This is a genomic window from Nocardia vermiculata NBRC 100427 (assembly GCF_001613265.1).
GTDB classification, from domain to species: Bacteria; Actinomycetota; Actinomycetes; order Mycobacteriales; family Mycobacteriaceae; genus Nocardia; species Nocardia vermiculata.
This window is the reverse complement of sequence record NZ_BDCA01000018.1, coordinates 81,849-102,604: the sequence shown is the minus strand read 5'-3', so window position 1 is coordinate 102,604 and position 20,756 is coordinate 81,849. Positions and strand designations below refer to the sequence as shown.

The 20,756-nt window shown below is 67.2% G+C and carries 16 protein-coding genes and 1 pseudogene; 11 read left to right on the top strand and 6 right to left on the bottom strand.

Annotation, left to right across the window (positions count from 1 at the left end; all coding sequences use genetic code 11):
* The first annotated feature begins 50 nt into the window (after positions 1–50).
* The 9 genes from NV2_RS19295 (at position 51) to NV2_RS19255 (ending at position 11,626) form a co-directional block, all read left to right on the top strand.
* Positions 51–803, top strand: coding sequence for an alpha/beta fold hydrolase (locus NV2_RS19295; RefSeq protein ID WP_067876144.1), 753 nt, complete (start codon positions 51–53; stop codon positions 801–803).
* A complete protein-coding gene (locus NV2_RS19290) occupies positions 803–1,102 on the top strand; it encodes an MGMT family protein (protein ID WP_067876141.1) in 300 nt (99 codons plus the stop codon). The genes NV2_RS19295 and NV2_RS19290 overlap by 1 nt, the downstream gene beginning before the upstream one ends.
* Before the next feature lie 66 nt (positions 1,103–1,168).
* The gene (locus NV2_RS19285; RefSeq protein WP_067876139.1) at positions 1,169–1,906 is read left to right on the top strand and encodes a VOC family protein; all 738 of its coding nucleotides are present in this window, start codon (positions 1,169–1,171) and stop codon (positions 1,904–1,906) included.
* Positions 1,907–1,984: 78 nt separating this feature from the next.
* Entirely contained in the window at positions 1,985–3,736 is a 1,752-nt protein-coding gene (locus NV2_RS19280; RefSeq protein WP_168436146.1) for an NTP transferase domain-containing protein, read from the top strand.
* A gap of 431 nt (positions 3,737–4,167) precedes the next feature.
* The gene (locus NV2_RS19275) at positions 4,168–7,863 is read left to right on the top strand and encodes a nitrate reductase subunit alpha (RefSeq protein WP_084475101.1); all 3,696 of its coding nucleotides are present in this window, start codon (positions 4,168–4,170) and stop codon (positions 7,861–7,863) included.
* 10 nt (positions 7,864–7,873) lie between these two features.
* Positions 7,874–9,541, top strand: a complete 1,668-nt coding sequence (narH, locus tag NV2_RS19270; protein WP_084475099.1) for a nitrate reductase subunit beta — start codon at positions 7,874–7,876, stop codon at positions 9,539–9,541.
* Positions 9,529–10,278: a nitrate reductase molybdenum cofactor assembly chaperone gene (narJ, locus tag NV2_RS19265; RefSeq protein WP_084475071.1), complete on the top strand. Its 750-nt coding sequence runs from the start codon at positions 9,529–9,531 to the stop codon at positions 10,276–10,278. Before narH ends, narJ begins: the two co-directional genes overlap by 13 nt.
* On the top strand, positions 10,275–11,012 hold the full coding sequence (narI, locus tag NV2_RS19260) for a respiratory nitrate reductase subunit gamma (protein ID WP_067876135.1): 738 nt from the start codon (positions 10,275–10,277) through the stop codon (positions 11,010–11,012). The genes narJ and narI overlap by 4 nt, the downstream gene beginning before the upstream one ends.
* 98 nt (positions 11,013–11,110) lie before the next feature.
* Positions 11,111–11,626: an anthrone oxygenase family protein gene (locus NV2_RS19255; RefSeq protein WP_067876130.1), complete on the top strand. Its 516-nt coding sequence runs from the start codon at positions 11,111–11,113 to the stop codon at positions 11,624–11,626.
* A gap of 56 nt (positions 11,627–11,682) precedes the next feature.
* On the opposite strand, the gene NV2_RS19250 is transcribed toward NV2_RS19255, so the two are convergent.
* The gene (locus NV2_RS19250; protein WP_067876127.1) at positions 11,683–12,879 is read right to left on the bottom strand and encodes an RNA-guided endonuclease InsQ/TnpB family protein; all 1,197 of its coding nucleotides are present in this window, start codon (positions 12,877–12,879) and stop codon (positions 11,683–11,685) included.
* A 46-nt stretch (positions 12,880–12,925) separates the two neighbouring features.
* Here NV2_RS19250 and NV2_RS19245 point away from each other — a divergent pair.
* Positions 12,926–13,588 (top strand): annotated as a pseudogene (locus NV2_RS19245) (RNA polymerase sigma factor); the annotation flags it as partial.
* A 15-nt stretch (positions 13,589–13,603) separates the two neighbouring features.
* Here NV2_RS19245 and NV2_RS19240 read toward each other — a convergent pair.
* The 4 genes from NV2_RS19240 to NV2_RS19225 form a co-directional block, all read right to left on the bottom strand.
* Positions 13,604–15,364, bottom strand: a complete 1,761-nt coding sequence (locus tag NV2_RS19240) for an N-acyl-D-amino-acid deacylase family protein (RefSeq protein ID WP_067876124.1) — start codon at positions 15,362–15,364, stop codon at positions 13,604–13,606.
* Positions 15,365–15,429: 65 nt separating this feature from the next.
* Complete coding sequence (locus NV2_RS19235) at positions 15,430–16,470, bottom strand: NAD(P)-dependent alcohol dehydrogenase (protein ID WP_067876121.1); 1,041 nt, start codon at positions 16,468–16,470, stop codon at positions 15,430–15,432.
* A complete protein-coding gene (locus NV2_RS19230; protein ID WP_067876118.1) occupies positions 16,470–17,615 on the bottom strand; it encodes a serine hydrolase domain-containing protein in 1,146 nt (381 codons plus the stop codon). The genes NV2_RS19235 and NV2_RS19230 overlap by 1 nt, the downstream gene beginning before the upstream one ends.
* Positions 17,612–18,982 carry a flavin-containing monooxygenase gene (locus NV2_RS19225; protein WP_084475097.1) on the bottom strand — a complete coding sequence of 457 codons (1,371 nt, stop codon included), beginning with the start codon at positions 18,980–18,982 and terminating at the stop codon, positions 17,612–17,614. Before NV2_RS19225 ends, NV2_RS19230 begins: the two co-directional genes overlap by 4 nt.
* 103 nt (positions 18,983–19,085) lie before the next feature.
* On the opposite strand from NV2_RS19225, the gene NV2_RS19220 reads away from it, so the two are divergent.
* Positions 19,086–19,709, top strand: a complete 624-nt coding sequence (locus NV2_RS19220; protein ID WP_067876111.1) for a TetR/AcrR family transcriptional regulator — start codon at positions 19,086–19,088, stop codon at positions 19,707–19,709.
* A gap of 18 nt (positions 19,710–19,727) precedes the next feature.
* Here NV2_RS19220 and NV2_RS19215 read toward each other — a convergent pair whose 3' ends face one another.
* A complete protein-coding gene (locus NV2_RS19215) occupies positions 19,728–20,711 on the bottom strand; it encodes an alpha/beta hydrolase (RefSeq protein ID WP_067876108.1) in 984 nt (327 codons plus the stop codon).
* Between the last annotated feature and the right edge of the window lie 45 nt (positions 20,712–20,756).

Here is a 20,756-nt window from a genome sequence, read left to right as displayed (position 1 = left end):
TCCGCCGACCACCACTACTCGGGCGCCGGACACACCGGCACAATGGGCGGGTGCACGACGCCCACATCCACCGTTTCGGTCCCGAGCAGGGCCCGCTCGTCCTGGCTTTGCACGGTCTGACCGGACACGGCCGGCGCTGGGCGGACCTGGCTCGGCATCAGCTGCCGCAGGCCCGATTCATCGCCCCGGACCTGCGCGGACATGGTCTGGCCGACCCGTTGCCGCCGTGGACGTTCGAGCAGATCGTCGACGATCTGGTCGAACTACTCACCGAACCGGCGGTCGTGCTGGCGCACTCGTTCGGCGCCGCGGTGGCGGTTCATCTGGCCCGGCACCGCCCGGACCTGGTACGAGCGCTGGTGCTGCTCGATCCCGCCATCGGGCTGGATCCGGCGCTGGTGGCCGAGATCGCCGAGGCCGGGCTGGCCCGGCCCGACTACGCCGATATCGCGGCGGCCCGGCAGGACAAACTGAGCACGGCCTGGGCCGAGGTCGCCCCGGAGCTACTCGAACAGGAACTGGCCGAACATCTGGTCCCGACGACCGGCGGGCGGGTCGGCTGGCGCATGAGCTTGCCGGCGATCACCTCGTACTGGGGACAGCTCGCACGTGAATTGGTGCTGCCGCCACCCGAGGTGCGCACCGTGGTCGTGCGCGCGGAGAAGGCACCGTTCGTCACCCCGGCGACCATCGCGGCGTTCCGCACCCTGCCGCGGTTCACGCTGTACGAGTTCGACTGCGATCACATGGTGGCGCAGGCCCGGCCGGCCGAGACCGCGGACATCGTCCGGGCGGTGTTGTGATGCCCACCTCCGATGCGGAGATCGAACGGGTCCGGGAACTGGTGGCGGCGATTCCACCCGGGCGGGTATCGACCTACGGCGATATCGCGGCGGCGGCCGGTCTGTCCACGCCCCGCACCGTCGGCTGGATCATGCGGACCGATTCCGCGGACCTGCCGTGGCACCGGGTGTTGCGTGCCGACGGCACTCCGGCTGCTCACCTGCGGCAACGGCAACTGCACCGACTGGCCGAGGAGGGCGCCCCGGTGCGCGGCGACCGGGTCGACCTCGCCGTGGCGCGGTTCCGTTTCGGCAGCTGACACGACGCGCATCGAAGATCCGCGCAATCCGCACATATCGGCGGCCGGCGAGGTTACCGTTGAGTTATGTCCACCCGTCTGGCGTGCGTGGTGTTCGATGCGATCCGGCCACACAACGTGGCGCGGTTCTGGGCGGAACTGCTCGGCTGGCAGATTACTGTGGATCGTCCACAGGCGGTCGAGGTCGCCGCGCCCGATCCGGACGCCGCGGATGTGTCGTTGATGTTCGTTCCGACCATCCGGCCGAAGACCGCGAAGAACCGCATTCATCTGGATCTGGTCGGGCGGTCCCTGGATCACCAGAGCGTCCAGGTGGACCGGGCACTGACCTTGGGCGCGCGGCCGCTCGATATCGGCCAGGGCTTGGTGCCGTGGTCGGTGTTCGCCGACCCGGAGGGCAACGAATTCTGTGTTCTGGAGCCGCGCGAGGAATATGTGGACACCGGTGCGGTCGCCGCGATCGTCGTCGACACCCCGCATCCGAGCCGGCTGGCCCGATTCTGGTCCACCGCCGCAGGCTGGCCGCTGACCTACGATGCCGCCCGGGTGTCGGGCATCCGCGCCGCCACCGGCCAGGGCCCTTGGCTGGAATTCCCCCGGACCAGCGCCGCACCCCGGGAAGGCGACCGGCTGCACCTGGATATCGTGGCCTGCCCGGCCGATGATCCCGCGTACGAGGTCGCCCGGCTCACCGCCGCAGGGGCCCTGCCCGGCGACGACCTGCGCACCTATCCGACCGCGCAGGCGGTCCTGACCGACCCGGAAACCAATCGCGTCCGCCTGCTACGCGCCCCCGAAGACTGACCACCCGATCGACCGGGCGAATCCCGCCGAACACCCGCATTACGATCGGTGCATGATCTACCAGCCGAGTGAGCCGCTGTGACAACTGTCGACGCGATCGTGCTGGCCGGTGGGCGCGCCACCCGGATGGGCGGAGTGGACAAACCCGCGATCATCGTCGGTGGCCGACCCATGTTGACCGCCGCACTCGAGGCGACGGCGGGATGTCTGCGCCGCGTCGTGGTGGGCCCACCGCGACCCGAGCTGACCTCCGAAATCGGGCAGGTGCAGGAGGTTCCGGCGGGCGCGGGTCCGGTCGCCGCCGTCGCTGCGGGAATGGATGCGCTGGCCGAGCACGATTACCCCGCCGATCTGGTGGTCGTCCTCGCCGCCGACCTGCCGTTCCTGTCCACCGGGGTGATCGACGAATTGGTCGCGCAGACAACCTCTTCCGGCGCAGCGGCGGCATTCGCCACCGACGACTCCGGCCGGGCACAGTATCTGGTGGGCGTATGGCGACGGACCGCTCTGGTCGCTGCCTTGCAGCGCCTCGAGTCGGTGGCCGATCAGCCGATGAAAGCCCTCGTTCCCGACGACGCCCTGCTGGTGCGTTCGGCCGGCGTCGCCGATTGCGACACCCCCGAACAGGCTCGTGCCGCACAAGCCGCCGCACCACCCCTGCCCCTCGCGCGGGCGCGCGTCGTGCTGCACACGGAAATCACCGGAATACCCGTGCGCGAGGCAACTCTGGCCGCCGCCCGGGGTGCGGCGCTGGCGGCACCGCTGCGGGCCGGGGAGGCGCTGCCTCGCTTCGATGTCTCGGCCATGGACGGCTATGCCGTGGCCGGATCGGCGCCGTGGCGGCTGCGCGACGAGATCGGCTTCGCCGGCGGCGAGCGCGCGGCCGGCCTGCGGAACGGGGAGGCGGTCCGGATCGCTACCGGCGCCCATATTCCCGACGGCACCGACACCGTGGTCCGCGACGAGTACGTACGGCTCGACAACGGTGTCGTGCACCGATTGCCCGACGCTCCGGTGCGCGACGATGTGCGCCGCCGGGGCGAGGACTGGCTACCGGGCGACGTCGTCGCCGCCGCGGGCACGCCCGTCTCGTCCGCCCTGATCTCGGTCGCCGCCTCGGCCGAGATCACCGCACACCAGGTGCGCGGACCGGTGCGGGCGCGAATCGTCATGACCGGTGACGAGATCCGTGCCGACGGCCCGCTGCGCAGTGGCCAGACCCGCGATTCCCTCGGTCCGGTGCTCCCGGACCTGCTGTCCTGGCACGGCATCGAGACCACCGGCCGGATCCATCTGCGTGACACCGCGCACGGCTTCGACGACATCCTGTCCGGTTCTTCCCGCACCGGGCCCGTCGACACCGACGACCTCCTCGTCGTGGTCGGCGCCACCGGTGGCGGGGCGGCCGATCAGCTCCGCGGTGCACTGGACCGGGCGCAGGCACGGATTCTGCTGCACCGCTTGTGGATGCGACCCGGCGGGTCGACCGTGGTGGCCGAATTATCCGGCGGGCCGGTGGTTCTCGGATTGCCCGGCAACCCGTTCGCCGCGGTGGCGACGCTGTCGGCCCTCACTCCGGCGATCGTTTCCGGTCTCACCGGACGCAGACCGGCGCGACCGCTGTGCGGACCGCTGCACAACGGCGCCGCCATCGCCGGCCCGGTTCCACGGATCGTGCCGGCCCGCGCGGCCGAGGACGGCGGCTGGTTCGGTGACCCGAATATCCGTACCGCCCACCTCGCGGGCCTACTCGGACGCGAGGGACTGGTCGTGGTGCCGGCCGGTGCGACCGACGGTGACCAGGTGGAATTTCTGGCGCTTCCCGGCTGAAAAGGGGCCGCACGGTCACGACGCCGGACGGTGCCCGCAAGCCGGTCCCACGGTGTTAACAAATGTAAAACGCTCGCGACCGTGCAGTTTCGAAAGCTTCACCGACCGCCGCCGAACCCGCGCCCGCGGCGGCCCGCCACCGCGCGGAACCAGTGTTCGCGCAGGTCGACCCCCGCCCCCGCGAGGCACTCGGGAATCGGCCGGTGACCACTGCGTTTCCCCCGGCTCACAGCTCACAGCTACCGCAGACAGGATGTGCGCGAACTGTTTTGCCGCCTGCCCGGCGATCCCTACTCTCGGATCCGTCAGCCCGGTTCAACAGTCTCGATGGGGGCGCTGTGGTTATCTCGCACAACAAGGGTCCGGCCCCTACCTCGCATGGTCGCCCCGGCCCGGCGCGGCCGAATCCGGATCCCGCCGCCGAGGCGCTGTTGAAGGCCGGAAGGTATTTCCAACGCGGCGAGGTCTCCGAGGATCTGCGTACCGTCCACAAGACCGGCGGCCGCGAGGCCGACGAGTTCTACCGTGACCGCTGGTCACACGACAAGGTGGTGCGGTCCACCCACGGCGTGAACTGCACCGGTTCGTGTTCGTGGAAGATCTACGTCTCCGAGGGCGTGATCACCTGGGAGTCGCAGCAGACCGACTATCCCTCGGTCGGCTCCGACAAGCCCGAATACGAACCGCGCGGCTGCCCTCGCGGCGCCTCGTTCTCCTGGTACACGTATTCGCCTACGCGAGTGCGCTATCCGTACGTGCGCGGGGTGCTGCTCGAGATGTACCGCGAGGCCAAGCAACGACTGAAGGATCCGGTCCTCGCATGGGGAGATATCGTCTCCGATCCGGAGCGGGCCCGGACCTACAAGTCCGCGCGAGGAAAGGGAGGATTCGTCCGCGCGGAATGGTGGGAGGCCGCCGAAATCGCCGCCGCCGCCCATGTTTACACGATCAAGGAATTCGGCCCGGACCGCATCGCCGGCTTCTCCCCGATCCCGGCCATGTCGATGGTCTCGCATGCCGTCGGCGCCCGCTTCATCTCCCTGATCGGCGGCTCCATGCTGTCGTTCTACGACTGGTACGCCGATCTCCCGGTGGCCTCACCACAGGTCTTCGGCGACCAGACCGACGTGCCCGAATCCGCGGACTGGTTCGACGCCGGATACCTGATCATGTGGGGGTCCAACGTCCCGGTGACCCGCACCCCCGATGCGCACTACATGACCGAGGCGCGCTACCGCGGCCAGAAGGTGGTGGTCGTGTCCCCCGACTACGCCGACAACACCAAGTTCGCCGACGAATGGGTACCCGCACGTCCCGGCACCGATGCGGCACTGGCGATGGCGATGGGGCATGTGGTGCTGCGTGAATTCTTCGTCGACCGATCCACTGCCCGCTTCGACGATTACGTCAAGCGCTACACCGATCTGCCCTTCCTGATCATCCTGGACGAACGCGCGGTCGGCGACCCGAGCCCGGAAGGTGCGGACGGCGGCGCCACCTGGCTGCCCGGAAAGTTCCTCACCGCGGCGGATCTCGTCGCCGCCGGCGCGACGGAATTCGACACCGAACACGCCGACCACAAAACGGTGCTGCTCGACGGCGACGCGAACCCCGTGGTGCCCGGCGGCACCCTCGGCGACCGATTCTCCGACTCGGGCGCCGGCCGCTGGAATCTGGATCTCGGTGCTGTCGATCCCTTGACGACACTGTACGGACACACCGGAGACAGCACGCCCGTGCAGTTTCCGCGGTTCGACGACGAGACACGCATCGTCACTCGTTCGGTGCCGAGCACCGTCGTCGCCGGCCGCCGCGTCACGACCGTGTTCGATCTGCTGCTCGCCCAGTACGGCGTGGGGCGGCCCGGGTTACCGGGCGAATGGGCCGGCGGATACGACGATGCCACCGCGCCCTATACCCCGGCTTGGCAAGAATCCATCACCGGAGTACCAGCCGCCCAGGCGATTCGGATTGCGCGCGAGTTCGCCGACAATGCCGATCGTTCCGGTGGCCGGTCGATGATCCTGATGGGCGCCGGCACCAACCACTGGTTCCATTCCGATCAGATCTACCGCGCCTTCTTCACCCTCACCCTGCTGACCGGATGTCAGGGCGTCAACGGTGGCGGCTGGGCCCACTATGTGGGGCAGGAGAAGTGCCGCCCCGTCACCGGCTGGAACACCCTGGCCTTCGCCTCCGACTGGCAACGTCCGGCACGGCAGATGCAGGGCACCATCTTCTGGTATCTGACCAACGACCAGTGGCGCTACGACCGGTTCACCTCCGAATCCTTCGCCTCCCCCCTCGGCTCCGGCCTCTTCGCGGGACGCACCACCGCCGACGACATCGCGCTGGCCTCGCGGCTGGGCTGGATGCCCAGTTACCCCACCTTCGACCGCAACCCGCTCGATCTGGTCGACGACGCCGAGGCAGCGGGCCGGTCACCGCAGGACTACGTGGTCGACGCGCTGACATCGGGAGATCTGTCGTTCGCATGCGAGGACCCCGATGCGCCGGAGAACTTCCCCCGCCTGCTCACGGTGTGGCGGGCGAATCTGCTCGGCTCCTCGGGTAAGGGCAACGAGTACTTCCACCGCCACCTGCTGGGCGCCGATTCCAACCTGCAGGCCGATGATTCGGCGGGAATACCACCCAGCGAGGTGCGCCGGCCCGATCGGGCGCCCACCGGCAAACTCGATCTGCTGACCACCCTGGATTTCCGGATGACCTCGACCACGTTGTTCTCCGACATCGTCTTCCCGGCCGCCACCTGGTACGAGAAACACGATCTGTCCTCGACGGATATGCATCCGTTCGTCCATGCCTTCTCTCCTGCGATCTCCCCGCCGTGGGAGGCCAAGACCGATTTCGAGGCATTCCACCGCATCGCCCGCGGCTTCTCGTGGCTCGCCGACAAGCATCTCGGCGTGCGCAAGGATCTGGTCGCGGTACCGCTGCAACACGACACCCCCGACGCCCTGGCGCAGGCGCGCGGCCGCGTCCGGGACTGGAAGGCCGGCGAATGTGAACCGATACCCGGGCGCACCATGCCGAAACTCGTTGTCGTCGAACGGGATTATCCGGCTGTCGCCGAGAAGATGGCGGCACTCGGGCCCCTGGTGGAAACGCTCGGAGTGACCACCAAAGGCGTGACCACGGTCCCGGACGCCGAAGTCGACTACCTGCGCGGCACCAACGGCACCGTCGTTTCCGGTGTGGCGCAGGGTCGTCCCTCGCTGGCCAAGGATGTGCATGCGGCCGAGGCGGTGCTGGCATTGTCGGGCACCACCAACGGCCGACTCGCGGTGGCCGGATTCCACGCCCTCGAACAGCGGACCGGCACCCGGCTCGCCGATCTCGCCGCGGAGCACGAGGGCAAGCGGATCAGCTTCGCCGATACCCAGGCCCGCCCCGTTCCGGTGATCACCTCGCCGGAATGGTCGGGCTCGGAGACCGGCGGTCGCCGTTACTCTCCCTTCACCATCAATACCGAGCGGCTCAAGCCCTGGCACACGCTCACCGGACGCCAGCACTTCTACCTCGATCACGATTGGATGATCGAACTCGGCGAACAACTCCCCACCTTCCGCCCGCCGCTGGACATGTCCGCACTGTTCCGGGAGCCGGGAATCGGCGCCGTCGGCGACAGCGGTCTCACCGTCCGTTATCTCACTCCGCATTCCAAGTGGTCCATCCACTCCGCTTATCAGGACAACCTGCATATGCTCACCCTCTCCCGGGGTGGGCAGGCCATCTGGATGTCCGATCGTGACGCCGCGAAGATCGGTGTCGCGGACAACGACTGGATCGAGGCGGTGAACCGCAACGGTGTGGTGGTGGCACGCGCGATCGTCAGCCACCGGATGCCCGAGGGCACGGTCTTCATGTACCACGCGCAGGACCGGACGGTGAACGTGCCACGCATCGAGGGCACCCCGCAACTGCGCACCGGCAAGGGCAAACGCGGCGGCATCCACAATGCGCTGACCCGCATCATGATCAAACCCACCCATCTGATCGGTGGTTACGCCCAGCAGTCGTTCGCCCTGAACTACCACGGCCCCACCGGAAATCAGCGCGACGAAGTCACCACGATTCGTAAGCGTTCGCAGGAAGTGGAGTACTGATATGCGTGTCATGGCGCAATTGGCCATGGTGATGAACCTGGACAAATGCATCGGCTGCCATACCTGCAGCGTCACCTGTAAACAGGCGTGGACCAACCGGGGCGGAACCGAATACGTGTGGTTCAACAACGTGGAAACCCGGCCGGGACAAGGCTATCCACGCGGGTACCAGGATCAGGAGAAGTGGAAGGGCGGCTGGACGCTGAACCGCCGCGGCCGGCTGACCCTGAAATCCGGCTCCCGGATGAAGCGGATGCTGAACCTGTTCGCCAACCCGGATATGCCGACCGTGTCGGACTACTACGACCCGTGGAGTTACGACTACGACACGCTGCTGTCGGCGCCGGCCATGGATACCAGCCCGGTGGCGCGGCCACGATCGCTGATCACCGGCGAGGAGACGGCGATCACCTGGGGCGCCAACTGGGACGACGACCTGGGCTCCGGACCGGACCAGGTCGGCCGGGATCCACTGCTGTCGCGCCTGTCGGAACAGGTCAAGCTCGAATTCGAGCAGACGTTCATGTTCTATCTGCCGCGCATCTGCGAGCACTGCCTCAACCCGTCCTGTGGTGCGTCGTGCCCGTCCGGGGCGATCTACAAGCGGACCGAGGACGGCATCGTGCTGGTGGATCAGGACAAGTGCCGGGGCTGGCGGCAGTGCATCACCGGATGTCCGTACAAGAAGATCTACTTCAACCACACCACCGGCAAGGCCGAGAAGTGCACGTTCTGCTATCCGCGGGTGGAGGTCGGCATTCCGACCGTCTGCTCGGAGACATGTGTGGGACGGCTGCGTTATATCGGCGTCATGCTCTACGACGCCGACGCGGTACTGGAGGCCGCCTCGGTCACCGAGACCGATCAGCTGTATCCCGCACAGCTGGGCGTCTTCCTCAACCCGCACGATCCGCGCGTGATCGCCGCGGCGGAGCAGGCCGGTATTTCACCGGAATGGATTGCCGCCGCGCAGGACTCACCGGTGTACAAGCTCATCGTCGACTACAAGATCGCGCTACCGCTGCATCCGGAGTACCGGACCATGCCGATGGTCTGGTACGTGCCGCCGCTGTCACCGGTGGTGGATGTGCTCACCGAAACCGGGCACGACGGGGAGGATGCGGCGAATCTGTTCGGCGCCATCGACTCACTGCGCATCCCGGTCGAATATCTCGCGGAACTGTTCACCGCCGGTGAGGTGGGGCCGGTGCGCGCCGCACTGGAACGGCTGGCCGGAATGCGGTCGTTCATGCGCTCGATCAACCTCGGTCAGGAACCGGATCTCACCATCCCGGGTGCGGTCGGACTCGACCCCGAGGAGATCGAGGCCATGTATCGGCTGCTCGCGATCGCCAAATACGAGCATCGCTACGTGATCCCGTCCGGCGCCACCGCACGAGCCCACGAACTGGATTCCCTCGCCACCGGATGCAGCCTCGACAACGACGGCGGGCCGGGAATGAACGCCTTCGACGTGACTTCGGAGAAGTTCGCGCTGGTCGATGCGAACCTCGCTGCGCCGGAAGAGAAGTCGAGCCGTATCAACCTGCTGAACTGGGACGGCGGATCGACCGAGGGTCTGGTGCCGGCCCGCGACGGCGAGACCGGCACCGACACAGCCGACGACATGCCCCGCCCCCACGCCGCCGAACCGAGGAGTCACGCATGGGACTGCTGACGCTACGCAGACGGCCCGCGCCGGAGACCGAGATGTCCGAGCGCGACCGGCGGCTGACCTGGCGGATCGCCGCACTGGCCCTGGACTATCCGGGGCCCGACACCCTGGCGATGCTCGACGAGCTGAGTGCCGCGGCCGAGGCACTACCGGATCCCGTCCGCACCGGTCTCACCCGCCTGCTGTCCCACCTCGCCGCTACCGCACCGCTGGTGCTCGCCCGCGACTACGTCGAGACCTTCGATCTGCGCCGCCGCGCCAACCTGCACCTGACCTATTACGCCTACGGTGACACCCGCAAACGCGGTATGGCGCTGCTTCGGTTCAAACATGCGTACCGGCTTGCGGGGGTGGAACTGTCGGACCGTGAACTACCCGATCACCTGCCGGTGCTCCTCGAGTTCGCCGCAACCGTCGACCCGGTCGGCGGTGAGCGTCTGCTCGGGGAACATGTGCCGGTTCTGGAGATGCTGCGACTGTCGTTGTCGGACAGCGCCTCTCCGTATGCCGATGTGCCGGCTGCCGTGCTCGCCACGCTGCCCCCGCTCACCACTGCCGACCGTCGCCGCGTCGCCGAGCTCGCGGCGCAGGGGCCGCCCGGCGAAGACGTCGGTATGGAGCCGTACGCGATGTCGTCCGATGCCCTGCATCCGGCGATGAACCCCGAGTTGTATTCCGCCCCCGCGGCCGGGGCCGCTACCGGCACGGAGCCCGTCGCAGGAACCGGAGACCGACGATGAATTCCACAGTCTGGGCGGCCCTGCCCTATGTCGCGTTCACCTCGTTCGTACTGGGTCATCTGTGGCGTTACCGCAACGACCAATTCGGCTGGACCACACGGTCTTCGCAGATCTACGAATCCCGGCTGCTGAAACTGGGCAGCCCGCTGTTCCACTTCGGCATGCTCGGGGTCATCGGCGGACATGTGCTGGGCGTGCTGATCCCGCAGTCCTGGACCGCGGCGATCGGCATTTCCGAGCACGTCTACCATCTGGTCGCGGTCACCGCGGGCACGGCCGCCGGGCTGGCCGTGCTCGCCGGGGTCGTCCTCCTCGCCTATCGCCGCTTCACCGTCGCGGCCGTGCGCAGGGCCACGACCACCAACGACAAATTCATGTATCTGCTGTTGGCCGGCGCCCTGCTCACCGGCCTGCTCAACACGGTCGGCTCCAACCTGCTGTGGGGCACCTACAACTACCGCGAAACCGTCTCCCCGTGGTTCCGCAGCCTGTTCACCGCCACCCCCGAACCCGGCCTCATGGTGGGCACGCCCTGGACCTTCCAAGCCCACGGACTGCTGGTGCTGACCCTCATCGGAGTCTGGCCCTACACGCGCCTGGTGCACATGTTCAGTGCACCGGTCGGCTACCTGGTGCGTCCCTACGTCGTCTACCGCAGCAAACCGGCCGATACCACCGACAAGCGCAAATACGCCCGCGCCTGGCAGTCCCCGGTGGTTCCCCCGTCCCGCTGACCCGGTGGAGTCGAGCCTGCCGCGAGGGTGGACGCTCGCGTATGCAACCAAGCTTCCAGACCATGGGAACGCTCGCTCTATCTCGCTTTACTGAGTACATGACAGCGACCACCGCCTCCGCCAGTTCCACCGCCTCCGGCTTCGCCACCGGATCCCTGATCGGTGCGACCATCACCACCGGTCTACTCGCCGGTGTCTTCTACGCCTACGCCAGCTCGGTCATGCTCGCGCTGCGCCAACTCGACGACCGCACCTTCGTGGACGTGATGAACCGGATCAACACCGTGATCGTCAATCCGGTCTTCATGCTCAGCTTCCTCGGCTCGGTCGCCTTCACCGCCCTCGCCGCGGTCCTGCACCTGCGCGCCGATCAGCGCCCCGTGCTGTGGTGGATCCTGCTCGCCCTGGCACTGAATGTGATCAGCTTCCTCATCACCTCCGGCGGCAATGTGCCGCTGAACAACCAGTTGGCCGATGTGTCGTCCGGAGATTTCGCGGCACTGCGGCAGCAGTTCGAGGGGCCGTGGGTGGCCCTGAACATCGCGCGCGCCGTCGCCAATACCGGCGCGGTCGGCGTGCTCGCCTGGGCCTTGCGCACCGCCGGCAGAGGCTGAACGCCAGGCCCGCAGCACCGATCCGCCGCCTCTCCTATCTACCGAAGGAGAACACCTTAACCCTTCTCCACGGCTGACGCCGGGGGATTTCCAGCTCGGACCGCACCACCAACCGCTCCCGAGGGAGGCCCGTGATGTCTTACGTCGTCAGCACTGACACGGTCGAGTTCTACCGCGGCCGCCAAAATCACTCGGGCAGCATTACGATCTCGGTCCTCGGTGTGGCCACAAGCAGCACACTCGAACACACGTATATCCAGTCCGAGCCGCTGCTTGGCTCTCGCACCACAACTCGAACACGTCATCGTCGTATACGCGGGCGGAACCAACACCACCTTCCGCCCCGCCCGCACAGCACACTCGACCAACTCCCGTTTCGCCGCACCGATCGCAGCATCAGCCGCCTTACGGGCCATCGTGGACTTCGCAAGAAACTTCGGTGTGAAATCCTCGACCGCGATCGTGTGGTGATCGGCGACCACACGCCGCGCCCACACCCGAGCCGCATGCGTGTTCTGCCGGGCGGCCTTCTTGGAAATCTTCGCCGCCCGGCGACGCGCGCGCACGTAGCCCGCACTCGGAGCTTGCCCGCGCGCACCGCGACGGCGAGCCATCTTCCGTTGCGCCCGAGCAAGTTCGGCGGCACAACGTTTGCGGTGCCCCGCATATGGGAGGTCATAGACCGGGTCGGTGGCGGTCGCCGTGGTCGACACACCCCAGTCGAAACCGATACCACCCGTCGCGGTAGGAACGCTGGTGTCAACTTCTCGCCGCACCACGAACGAGGCGTACCAGTGGCCGAGCGAATCCCGATACACACGCACCGACGACGGCTCCGACGGCAACTCACGCGACCACACCACCGGGACCGACACCTTGCCCGGCAATCGCAGGCGACCGTCTCTGATCGAAAAACCACGCGTCGTGTACTCCAGCGACGGCAAAGAAACCTTGCGAGGCTTGACGGTCGGTCGGCCGCAACCTTTCACCTTGAAGGAATGGTCCAATGCCTGAGAGTAGGTGCGCAGCATCTGCTGTTGGGCAACCTGCGACCCATCGCGCAACCATGCGGTGCGGCCGCGGGCTTCGGTAAGCATCTTCGACAGACGCGAGAAGGTGGGCTTCATACCCGTGCGCTGCTGGTGAACAGCTTCGTTCCACAAGTACCGGCAGCGATGCCATTCGGTTTCGAGCGCGCGCACTGCTTGCACGCCGGGGCGCAAACGGTAGGTGTAGCGCACGATCTCTTCCACTTCGGCAATCGTATCCTAGTGTTCGACAAGGCGTTTCACCTAGCGGGCCGCCGCAACCTCGGGCACCGAGGTGATCCGATTCGACCTCGCCGGCGAGGCACAACGGCTGGCCCGGGTGCTGGCCGCACTGCTGCCCGACGAACCGGAGGTTCTCGGACTGCTGGCACTGCTGGAGTTGACCGCCGCACGGTTCCCTGCCCGCACCGGGCCCGACGGCGCGCCCGTCCTGCTGGAACAGCAGGACCGCCGACGCTGGGACCGGGCGGCGATCGGCCGCGGCCGGGCCTGTCTGGCGCGTGCACAGCGACACGGGCTGGGCTATTACGGGATCCAGGCCGCGATCGCCGAATGCCATGCCGTGGCACCGTCGGTCGCCGACACGGACTGGCCGCGGGTGGTCGGCCTGTACGAGGCGCTGGGCCGGTTGGCCCCCTCCCCGGTGGTCGAGCTGAACCGCGCGGTCGCGGTAGCCATGATGGACGGTCCCGCGGCCGGGCTCGAGATCGTGGACCGCCTGCGCGACGACGGCGCATTGCCGAAATCGCAACTGCTGCCGACCGTCCGAGGCGAATTACTCGCCCGGTCCGGGCGCACCGCCGAGGCACGCACGGAGTGGGAACTGGCGTTGCACTGGTGCACCAACGACGGTGAGCGCACGGTGTTGCACCGCAAACTCGACGACCTGGACGGGCAGTCGAGCGCGGACTGATTCCCGCCGCCACGGTCAGGACGCGGCGAGGAACCGCCCGGAACGCGCCGAACCGAGTCCGGGCGCCGCCACTCCGTCACCGAAAACCCGCCGCCCGTTGACGAATACGGCGTTCACCGCGGCATCGTTGCGGTTCACCATTCGGGAAAGATTGCCGTAGCAGGGAACCGTCTGTTCCGCGTAGCGGTCGAGTTCGTCGTCCAGACGTTCGGGATCGATCACCACCACGTCGGCCCGGTCGCCCACGCGCAGACGACCGGCATCGATGCCGTACCAGTCGGCCAGTTCACCGGTGAGCCGGTGCACCGCATGTTCGACCGTCATGAACGGCCGCCCGGCCTGCTGTGCGTCGCGCACCCGGCGCAGTAGCCGCAGCCCGAAGTTGTAGAAGGCCATATTGCGCAGATGCGCTCCGGCGTCCGAGAAACCCAGCTGCATACCGGGATCCACCGCGAATCGATTCAGGACGTGCGGACGGTGATTGGAGATGGTGGTACGCCAGCGCACCTTGGCCCCGTACTCGACGACCAGATCCAGGAAGGCGTCGGCGGGATGGACCCCACCTCGCTCGACCCCGATCTGTCCGAAGGTCTTACCGATCACGGACTCGTCCGGACAGTCCACGATCTCGGCGTCGAACAGGTCGCGATGCCACACGCGGGGCCCGTATCTGTGGTCGTAGTCCTTGCGGAACCGCCGCCGGTACTGTGTGTCCTGCAGCAGCTGGTGGCGTCGGTCGAGCTGGTCGGCCAGGTGCAGTGCCTCCGCCCCGGAGCCGAACTCCTCGAATATCACCAGGTCGATGCCGTCGGCGTACACCTCGAACGGCACCGGCAGCTGCTGGAAGCGGAAATCGCCACCCAGTGCGTTCACCGTCCGGGCCAGCACCGGGAACAGGTGTGCCATCACCGGAATCGCCTTGATATCGGCCGCCGAGAGCAGGCTGACCTTCAGATTCGGCTGTCCCACCCCGAGACTCGACAGACCCATGGTCACCAGGCTCTGCGGCCGCGAGACATCGGGACCGCCCTGCAGCGCGCGCCGACGGCTCCGCAGGATCGAATTCAGTTGGTGCCGTTCCCGCATCGACGCATAGGTGGAGGGCAGCGTGCGGGAGCGGCAGGTGTCGCCGTCGAGTTTGTCGAACAGCAACTGCTGCGAGGACATGCCCACGAAACCGGCGTCGAGGGCCTCTTCCAGATGCCGGCGCATCGCGGTGAGTTCACCTGCGGTCGGCTTCACCTCGGCCCGGGTGGCCCGGTCGAGTCCCATCTCGGCGGCCCGAATATCCGAATGTCCCAGGAAACTCGCGATATTCGGGCCCAGCGGGAGCGCATCCAGGGCGGCGGCGTAGTCGTGGGCGCTGCGCCAGGTCTTCGCCCCGGCCACCGCATCGATCACGTGGGCCCGCGGTATGGCCTCCACCCGCCCGAAGATATCGCCCGCGGTCTCGGGATCGACGTGCACGGTCGACAGCGAACAGGAGCCGATCAGGACCGTGGTGACGCCGTGACGCACCGATTCCGACAATGCCGGGTCGAGCAGTACCTCCACGTCGTAATGGGTGTGGATATCCAGCATCCCCGGAATCACCCATTTTCCGGCGGCGTCGACCACGTGGTCACATCCGGACTCGTCCAGCGGGTCGGTCGACAGCGTCGTCACCCGGCCGTCACGGATGCCCAGGTTGCGCAGCGCCGGTGGCGCGCCTGTACCGTCGAACCACATACCGCCTTTGATAATGCTGTCGTACACGGCAGTCCTCTTCTCACCCATCCGCCCCGACGGGACGGTCAGATCTCAATAGCACGCCGCACGACCTTGCCGGTGGCGTTTCGCGGTTACGGTATGAGCACGGCACGGCCCCGGATCAGGCCCTGGTCGAGCCGCTCGAAGGCGGCGGGCCCGGCGGCGAGGTCGAACCGTTCCACCGCGACGTCGATCGCGCCGCGCTGAGCGAGAGCCACCGCCGCGTAGAGGTCACTTCGAGTGCCGCCGTACGACTTTCGTACGGTCGCACCCCACGGCAGGCCCGGACCACCGGCCGGCCCGGCATCGATACCCGGAATGCCACCGTCCAGGCCGACCATGCGATACGCGCCGTTGGGTGCGACCGATTCGACGGCCAGCTTCGCGGTGGTGTCGTTGCCGACGAAGTCGAAGACCGCCTCCGCGCCCCGGCCACCGGTGCAGTCCAGAATCTGTTCGGCGGTCGTCGGCCCCGCCTGCAGCGTGAGATCGGCACCACAGCTCGTGGCGAGATCCAGTTTCTCGGTGGTGATGTCGACGGCGATGATCCGGCAGGCCGTGACGGCCTTCAGGATCTGCACCGCCACATGCCCGAGCCCGCCGATGCCGATCGCGACCGCGGTGGCGCCCGGCCGCAACTGATCGGCCGCGCCGCGAATCGCGTGATACGGGGTCAGTGCGGCGTCCGCGAGCGGTGCGGCTTCGGCGAAGTCCAGCTCACCGATCGGCACGAACGCGCTCGCCGGGATCCGGACGTATTCCGCCATCCCGCCGTCCGGCCCCAATCCCGGACACGGCGGCATCGCGGTCCGCCCGGCTGCCAGGCAGACATTCTCGTTACCGCTGACACATTCCCGGCACACACCGCAGGACCAGCACAGATACACCAGTCCGCGTTCGCCGGGCCGGCGGCCCTCGACCTGGCTACCGACCCGTTCGATGGTGCCGGCGATCTCGTGCCCCATGGTCAGCGGATCCTCGCGCAGCGGAAACGGCAGGCCGAGCACGAACGAGTCCGAATGACAGAGACCGGCGGCGCCCACCTTCAGCAGGAGATCCGCGGGGCCGATTTCCGGGATCGGTATCTCCCGCAGTTCCAGGGTGCCCGGTGCGGTCAGTTGCAGTGCGCGCATCACAGCGGAACCTCCATCGCGGCGTAGATCGCTCGTAGGTAGGCGTCGGCGCGTTCGTCGATCAGGAGGGACGGCCCCATCCGATTCATGCAGTACGCCACTGTCGTCCGGCGGTCGAGATCGTTGGCGACCAGGGAGCCGCCGTAGCCGGCCCACCAGCACACCCGGCCGGACGGCAGCGCGGCCGTGGCACGCGGGTGCGGCAGGCCGTAGCCGATCCCGAAGCGCACGGGCAGCCCGAGCGCGAGGTCGATACCGTCGGATTGTTGTTCGAAGATCAGGTCGAGGGTGCGTGGCGACAGGATCCGGGTGCCGTCCAGCTCTCCGCCGGCGGAGACGATCGACTGCACCCGAGCGATCGAGCGCGCGTTGCCATGTCCGTTGACCGCACCCAGTTCGGCCCGGCGCCACTGCGGCGTGGCTGTTTCCGCGATGTCGAGCACCGGGCTGGTCATGGTGCGCACCGCGATGCTGTCCGGGTCGAGCTTGCTGCGGTCGACCACGCGTCGCGGCGGGGGCACCAGAGTGGCGATCCGATCGAAATGTGCTGCGCCGGTACCGATATGAAAGTCGGCGCCCGACGGCCCCGCCAATTCCTCGGCGAAGAACCGGCCGAGGCTACGACCGGTCACCCGGCGGATCAGCGCATCGATCAGATGGCCGTAATCGAGTGCGTGATAGCCGGAGGCGGTACCCGGCTCCCACCAGGGCGCCTGCGCGGCGAGCCGGTCGGCGGCGGCCGGCACGTCGTAGATATCGGCCAGTTCGATCGGCCGATTCCAGCCCGACACCCCGGAGGTGTGCGCGAGCAGCTGCCGAACCTCGATGTCGCCCTTCCCCGCTGCGGCGAACTCCGGCCAATAATGCGCCACGGGCCGACGAGGATCGAGTTCTCCGCGATCGATCAGCAGCAGCGCCGACAGCGCTGTCATGGTCTTGGTGATGGAGAAGACATTGACCAGTGTGTCTGATTCCCAGCGCTTTTCCCGCGCCGCGTCGGCATAACCGCCCCACAGGTCGACGACCGGCTCCCCGTCGCGGATCACGCACAGTGCGGCACCTGTTTCGGCCCCGCTACTCAACTGCCGATCGAACAACTCCCGGACGGGTGCGAACTGCTCCTGGCACAGCCCCGCGCTGGTCACCCGGCCTCCTGTACCGCGCGCGGCCGAACCGGCAGCGTACTGCCCGCGGCCGCGGCCCGGGTAGCACCCACTTCCAGTTCCTTGGTCAATTCCGCCACGTACGGCGCGAATTCGACCTGGATGGTGTGACGTGGGGAGTCGTAGTAGCGGGCCGCACGCCGCGACTCGCGCGCCGCGATGGCCGTGTTCATCTGCTCGGGTGTCGGCGGGTGGTAGCGACCGGTGAGGTAGGCGGCGACGAACTTCGACTGCTGTTCGGCGAAATTCACCAGCGTGGGCAACGGTTGTGCCAAGCCTACGTAGAACAGATTGTCGATCCCCGGCTTCATCATCTGCTGGTACAGCGAAATTCGATTCTCGCTGTCGGGCAGCAGGGCGGGATCGGTGAAGAACGGGAAGCTGATGTGATAGCCGGTCGCGCACAGCACCACATCGATCTCTTCGACGCTGCCGTCGGCGAAATGGACCTGCCGCCCGTCCAGCCTGGTGATCTCCGGTTTGGCGGTGATATCACCGCTGCCCGCCCGGTGCAGGAACTCTTCGCTCGCCGACGGATGCGCCTCGAGCGGAAGATGATCCGGGTCGGGAAGTCCGTAGCCCGACATGGACCCCAGATTCTTGCGAATGAAACGCTGCCGCAGTTTCAAGGCCAGCTTCGGCGGTAGCCACCCGGGTGTGCTGCGCCGGTCGGCGGCCATACCCTTCACATACTTCGGCAGCACCCACACACCTCGGCGGGCCGACACGAACAACTTCTCGGCGAGGAAGCGCTGCGACAATTCCGAGGCGATATCGAGTCCGGAATTGCCCATCCCCACGACCACGATTCGCTTGCCGCGCATATCGATCGGATCGAACGGATCGTTGTAGGCATGACTGTGCATGAGCACACCGTCGAATTCGCCCGGATATTCGGGAAGACGAGGGTCCCAGTGGTGGCCGTTGCAGACGATCAACGCGTCGTAGGTCCGGACGTTCCCGGCCTCGGTGGTGACGAGCCACAACCCGTGCGCATCACGCTCGGCATGCAGCACTGTCGTGTTGAACCGAATGTGGTCGCGGAGGCCGAAGTGGTCGACGTAATCCTTGAAGTACTCGAACAATTCGGAGTGGTGCGGAAAATCGGGCCAGTGTTCGGGGGCCGGAAAATCCTCGAACTGCAGCCGGTACTTCGAGGTGTCGATGTGCAGGCTCTGATAACAGGCCGACATTCCGTTCGGGTTCTTGTAGTACCAGTTACCGCCGACCTCGTCGGAGGCCTCGTAACAGTCGAAGGGGATGCCGTATTCGGCGAGCCGCTTGGCAGTGGTGATACCCGACGGTCCGGCGCCGATGACGCATACCCGGGGCAATGGGCGTGTTTCCAACTCGATCTCCTGTTCGACACGCTGCCGGACGTGACGTGGCACACACGCTAGCACTCACTGGACATGGCGTCCAGTGAGTTGGCAGGCGGCTATCATCGACTCCATGCCTTCGGAATCGACGGCCCGGCGGGGGACGCTGCGCGACGAACAGAAGCGTGCGACACGGCAGCGCATCGTGGGCGAGGCCAGGCGGCTGTTCGCCCAGGAGGGCTACACCGCCGTCCGGGTCGACGACATCGCCGCGGCCGTGGGATGCAGCCGGGCCACCTTCTACCTGCATTTCACCGGGAAACCGGAAGTCCTCCGGGATATCGCGCGGGACGACACACTCACCGGGGTCCAGTCCTACTATCGCGATCTGGACCGCGTGCTCAGCAGCAACTCCCGCGACGAATTCGCCGACTGGGTACGCCGGGCCATCGGATGGTTCGTCGACAACAAGGAACTGCTGCCGGCCTGGGACGAGGCGACGGCACTGGAACCGGAGTTCCGCGATCTCGCTCGCCAGGGCATCAATCAGCTCGCCGACAGCATGCCGGAGTACCTGTCGCGCTGGCCGCGCGCACGCCACGACGAGGCACGGTTGCGGATCGAACTACTGGTGGCGCAGCTGGAACGCTTCTTCACCCGGTGGGCGATGCAGGGCACCATCGAGGTCACCGTCGACGAGGCGGCGGAGGTACTGACCGAGATCTGGTATCCGGCGCTGCGAGCACCCGCGAGCTGATCGGCCGCGGCGCCGAATTCAGACGCCCAGCGCGCCGGCGAAAACCGGCCACGAATTGTGCAGGTCGTCCTGCCAGTAGGGCCAGGCGTGGGTCCCGTTGTGCTTCACTACCGTCGCCGGAACACCCAGGGCAGCGAGGCGATCGGTCAGTTGCTGCGTGCACTGGCCGACGACGGCCTCCATCGCACCGCCGACGCTGATCCGGTTGGCGAGTTTCGCCGCATCACCGGCAATCGAGGGATCGGCGAGCGTGTCGTGCACCCCGGGCGAACCGTTGCCCGAGGAGATGTAAAGCGCCATCCCCCGCAACCGGTCGGCGTTGGCGACCGGATCGTGTGCGGTCCAGGCGGGATCGATCGGACCGCCCCACATATTTCCGGCATTCGCACCGAAGATCCCGAGCTGGGAATACACATACGCCTGCGCCAGCGGGCCGCTGGTCACCGGGCACCCGCTGTAGGACCCCACCGCCTGATACAGGCCGGGGGCGCCGATCGCGAGATCGAGCGCCGAGGTCGCCGACATCGATGTCCCCGCGACGGCATTACGGCCGGTCAGCTGGAATCGCGATTGCAGCAGCGGCGGCAGCTCCCTGGTCAGGAAGGTGGTCCACTGATTGCGGCCCAGCACCGGATCGTCGGACTTCCAGTCGGTGTAGTAACTGGCCCGGCCACCCATCGGCACGATCACGTTGACCGGTTTGTCGGCGAAGAACTGCGCGACATCGGTCCGGTTCATCCACGGACCACCGTCCTCGCCACCGTCGATCGCATTGAGCAGATACAGCGCCGGCGCCGCGAAATCCGGATGCGACATCCACACGGTGATCTGCCTGTTCATCGCCGGTGAGTAGACGTCCACCGAATACTGACGGCCACCCAGGGGGTGGACACCGAGGATTGCCGGAGCCCCGGGAGCGGCCGACGCCGTCCCCGGAACGATCGCCGCAATCGAGGCGAATGCGGCGAGCAGGACAGCAAAACAGCGTGGTAGCCGGTGCATTCGTGGAGTATGGCACCCCGCTTCGGCCGCCGCAGCATCCTCGGT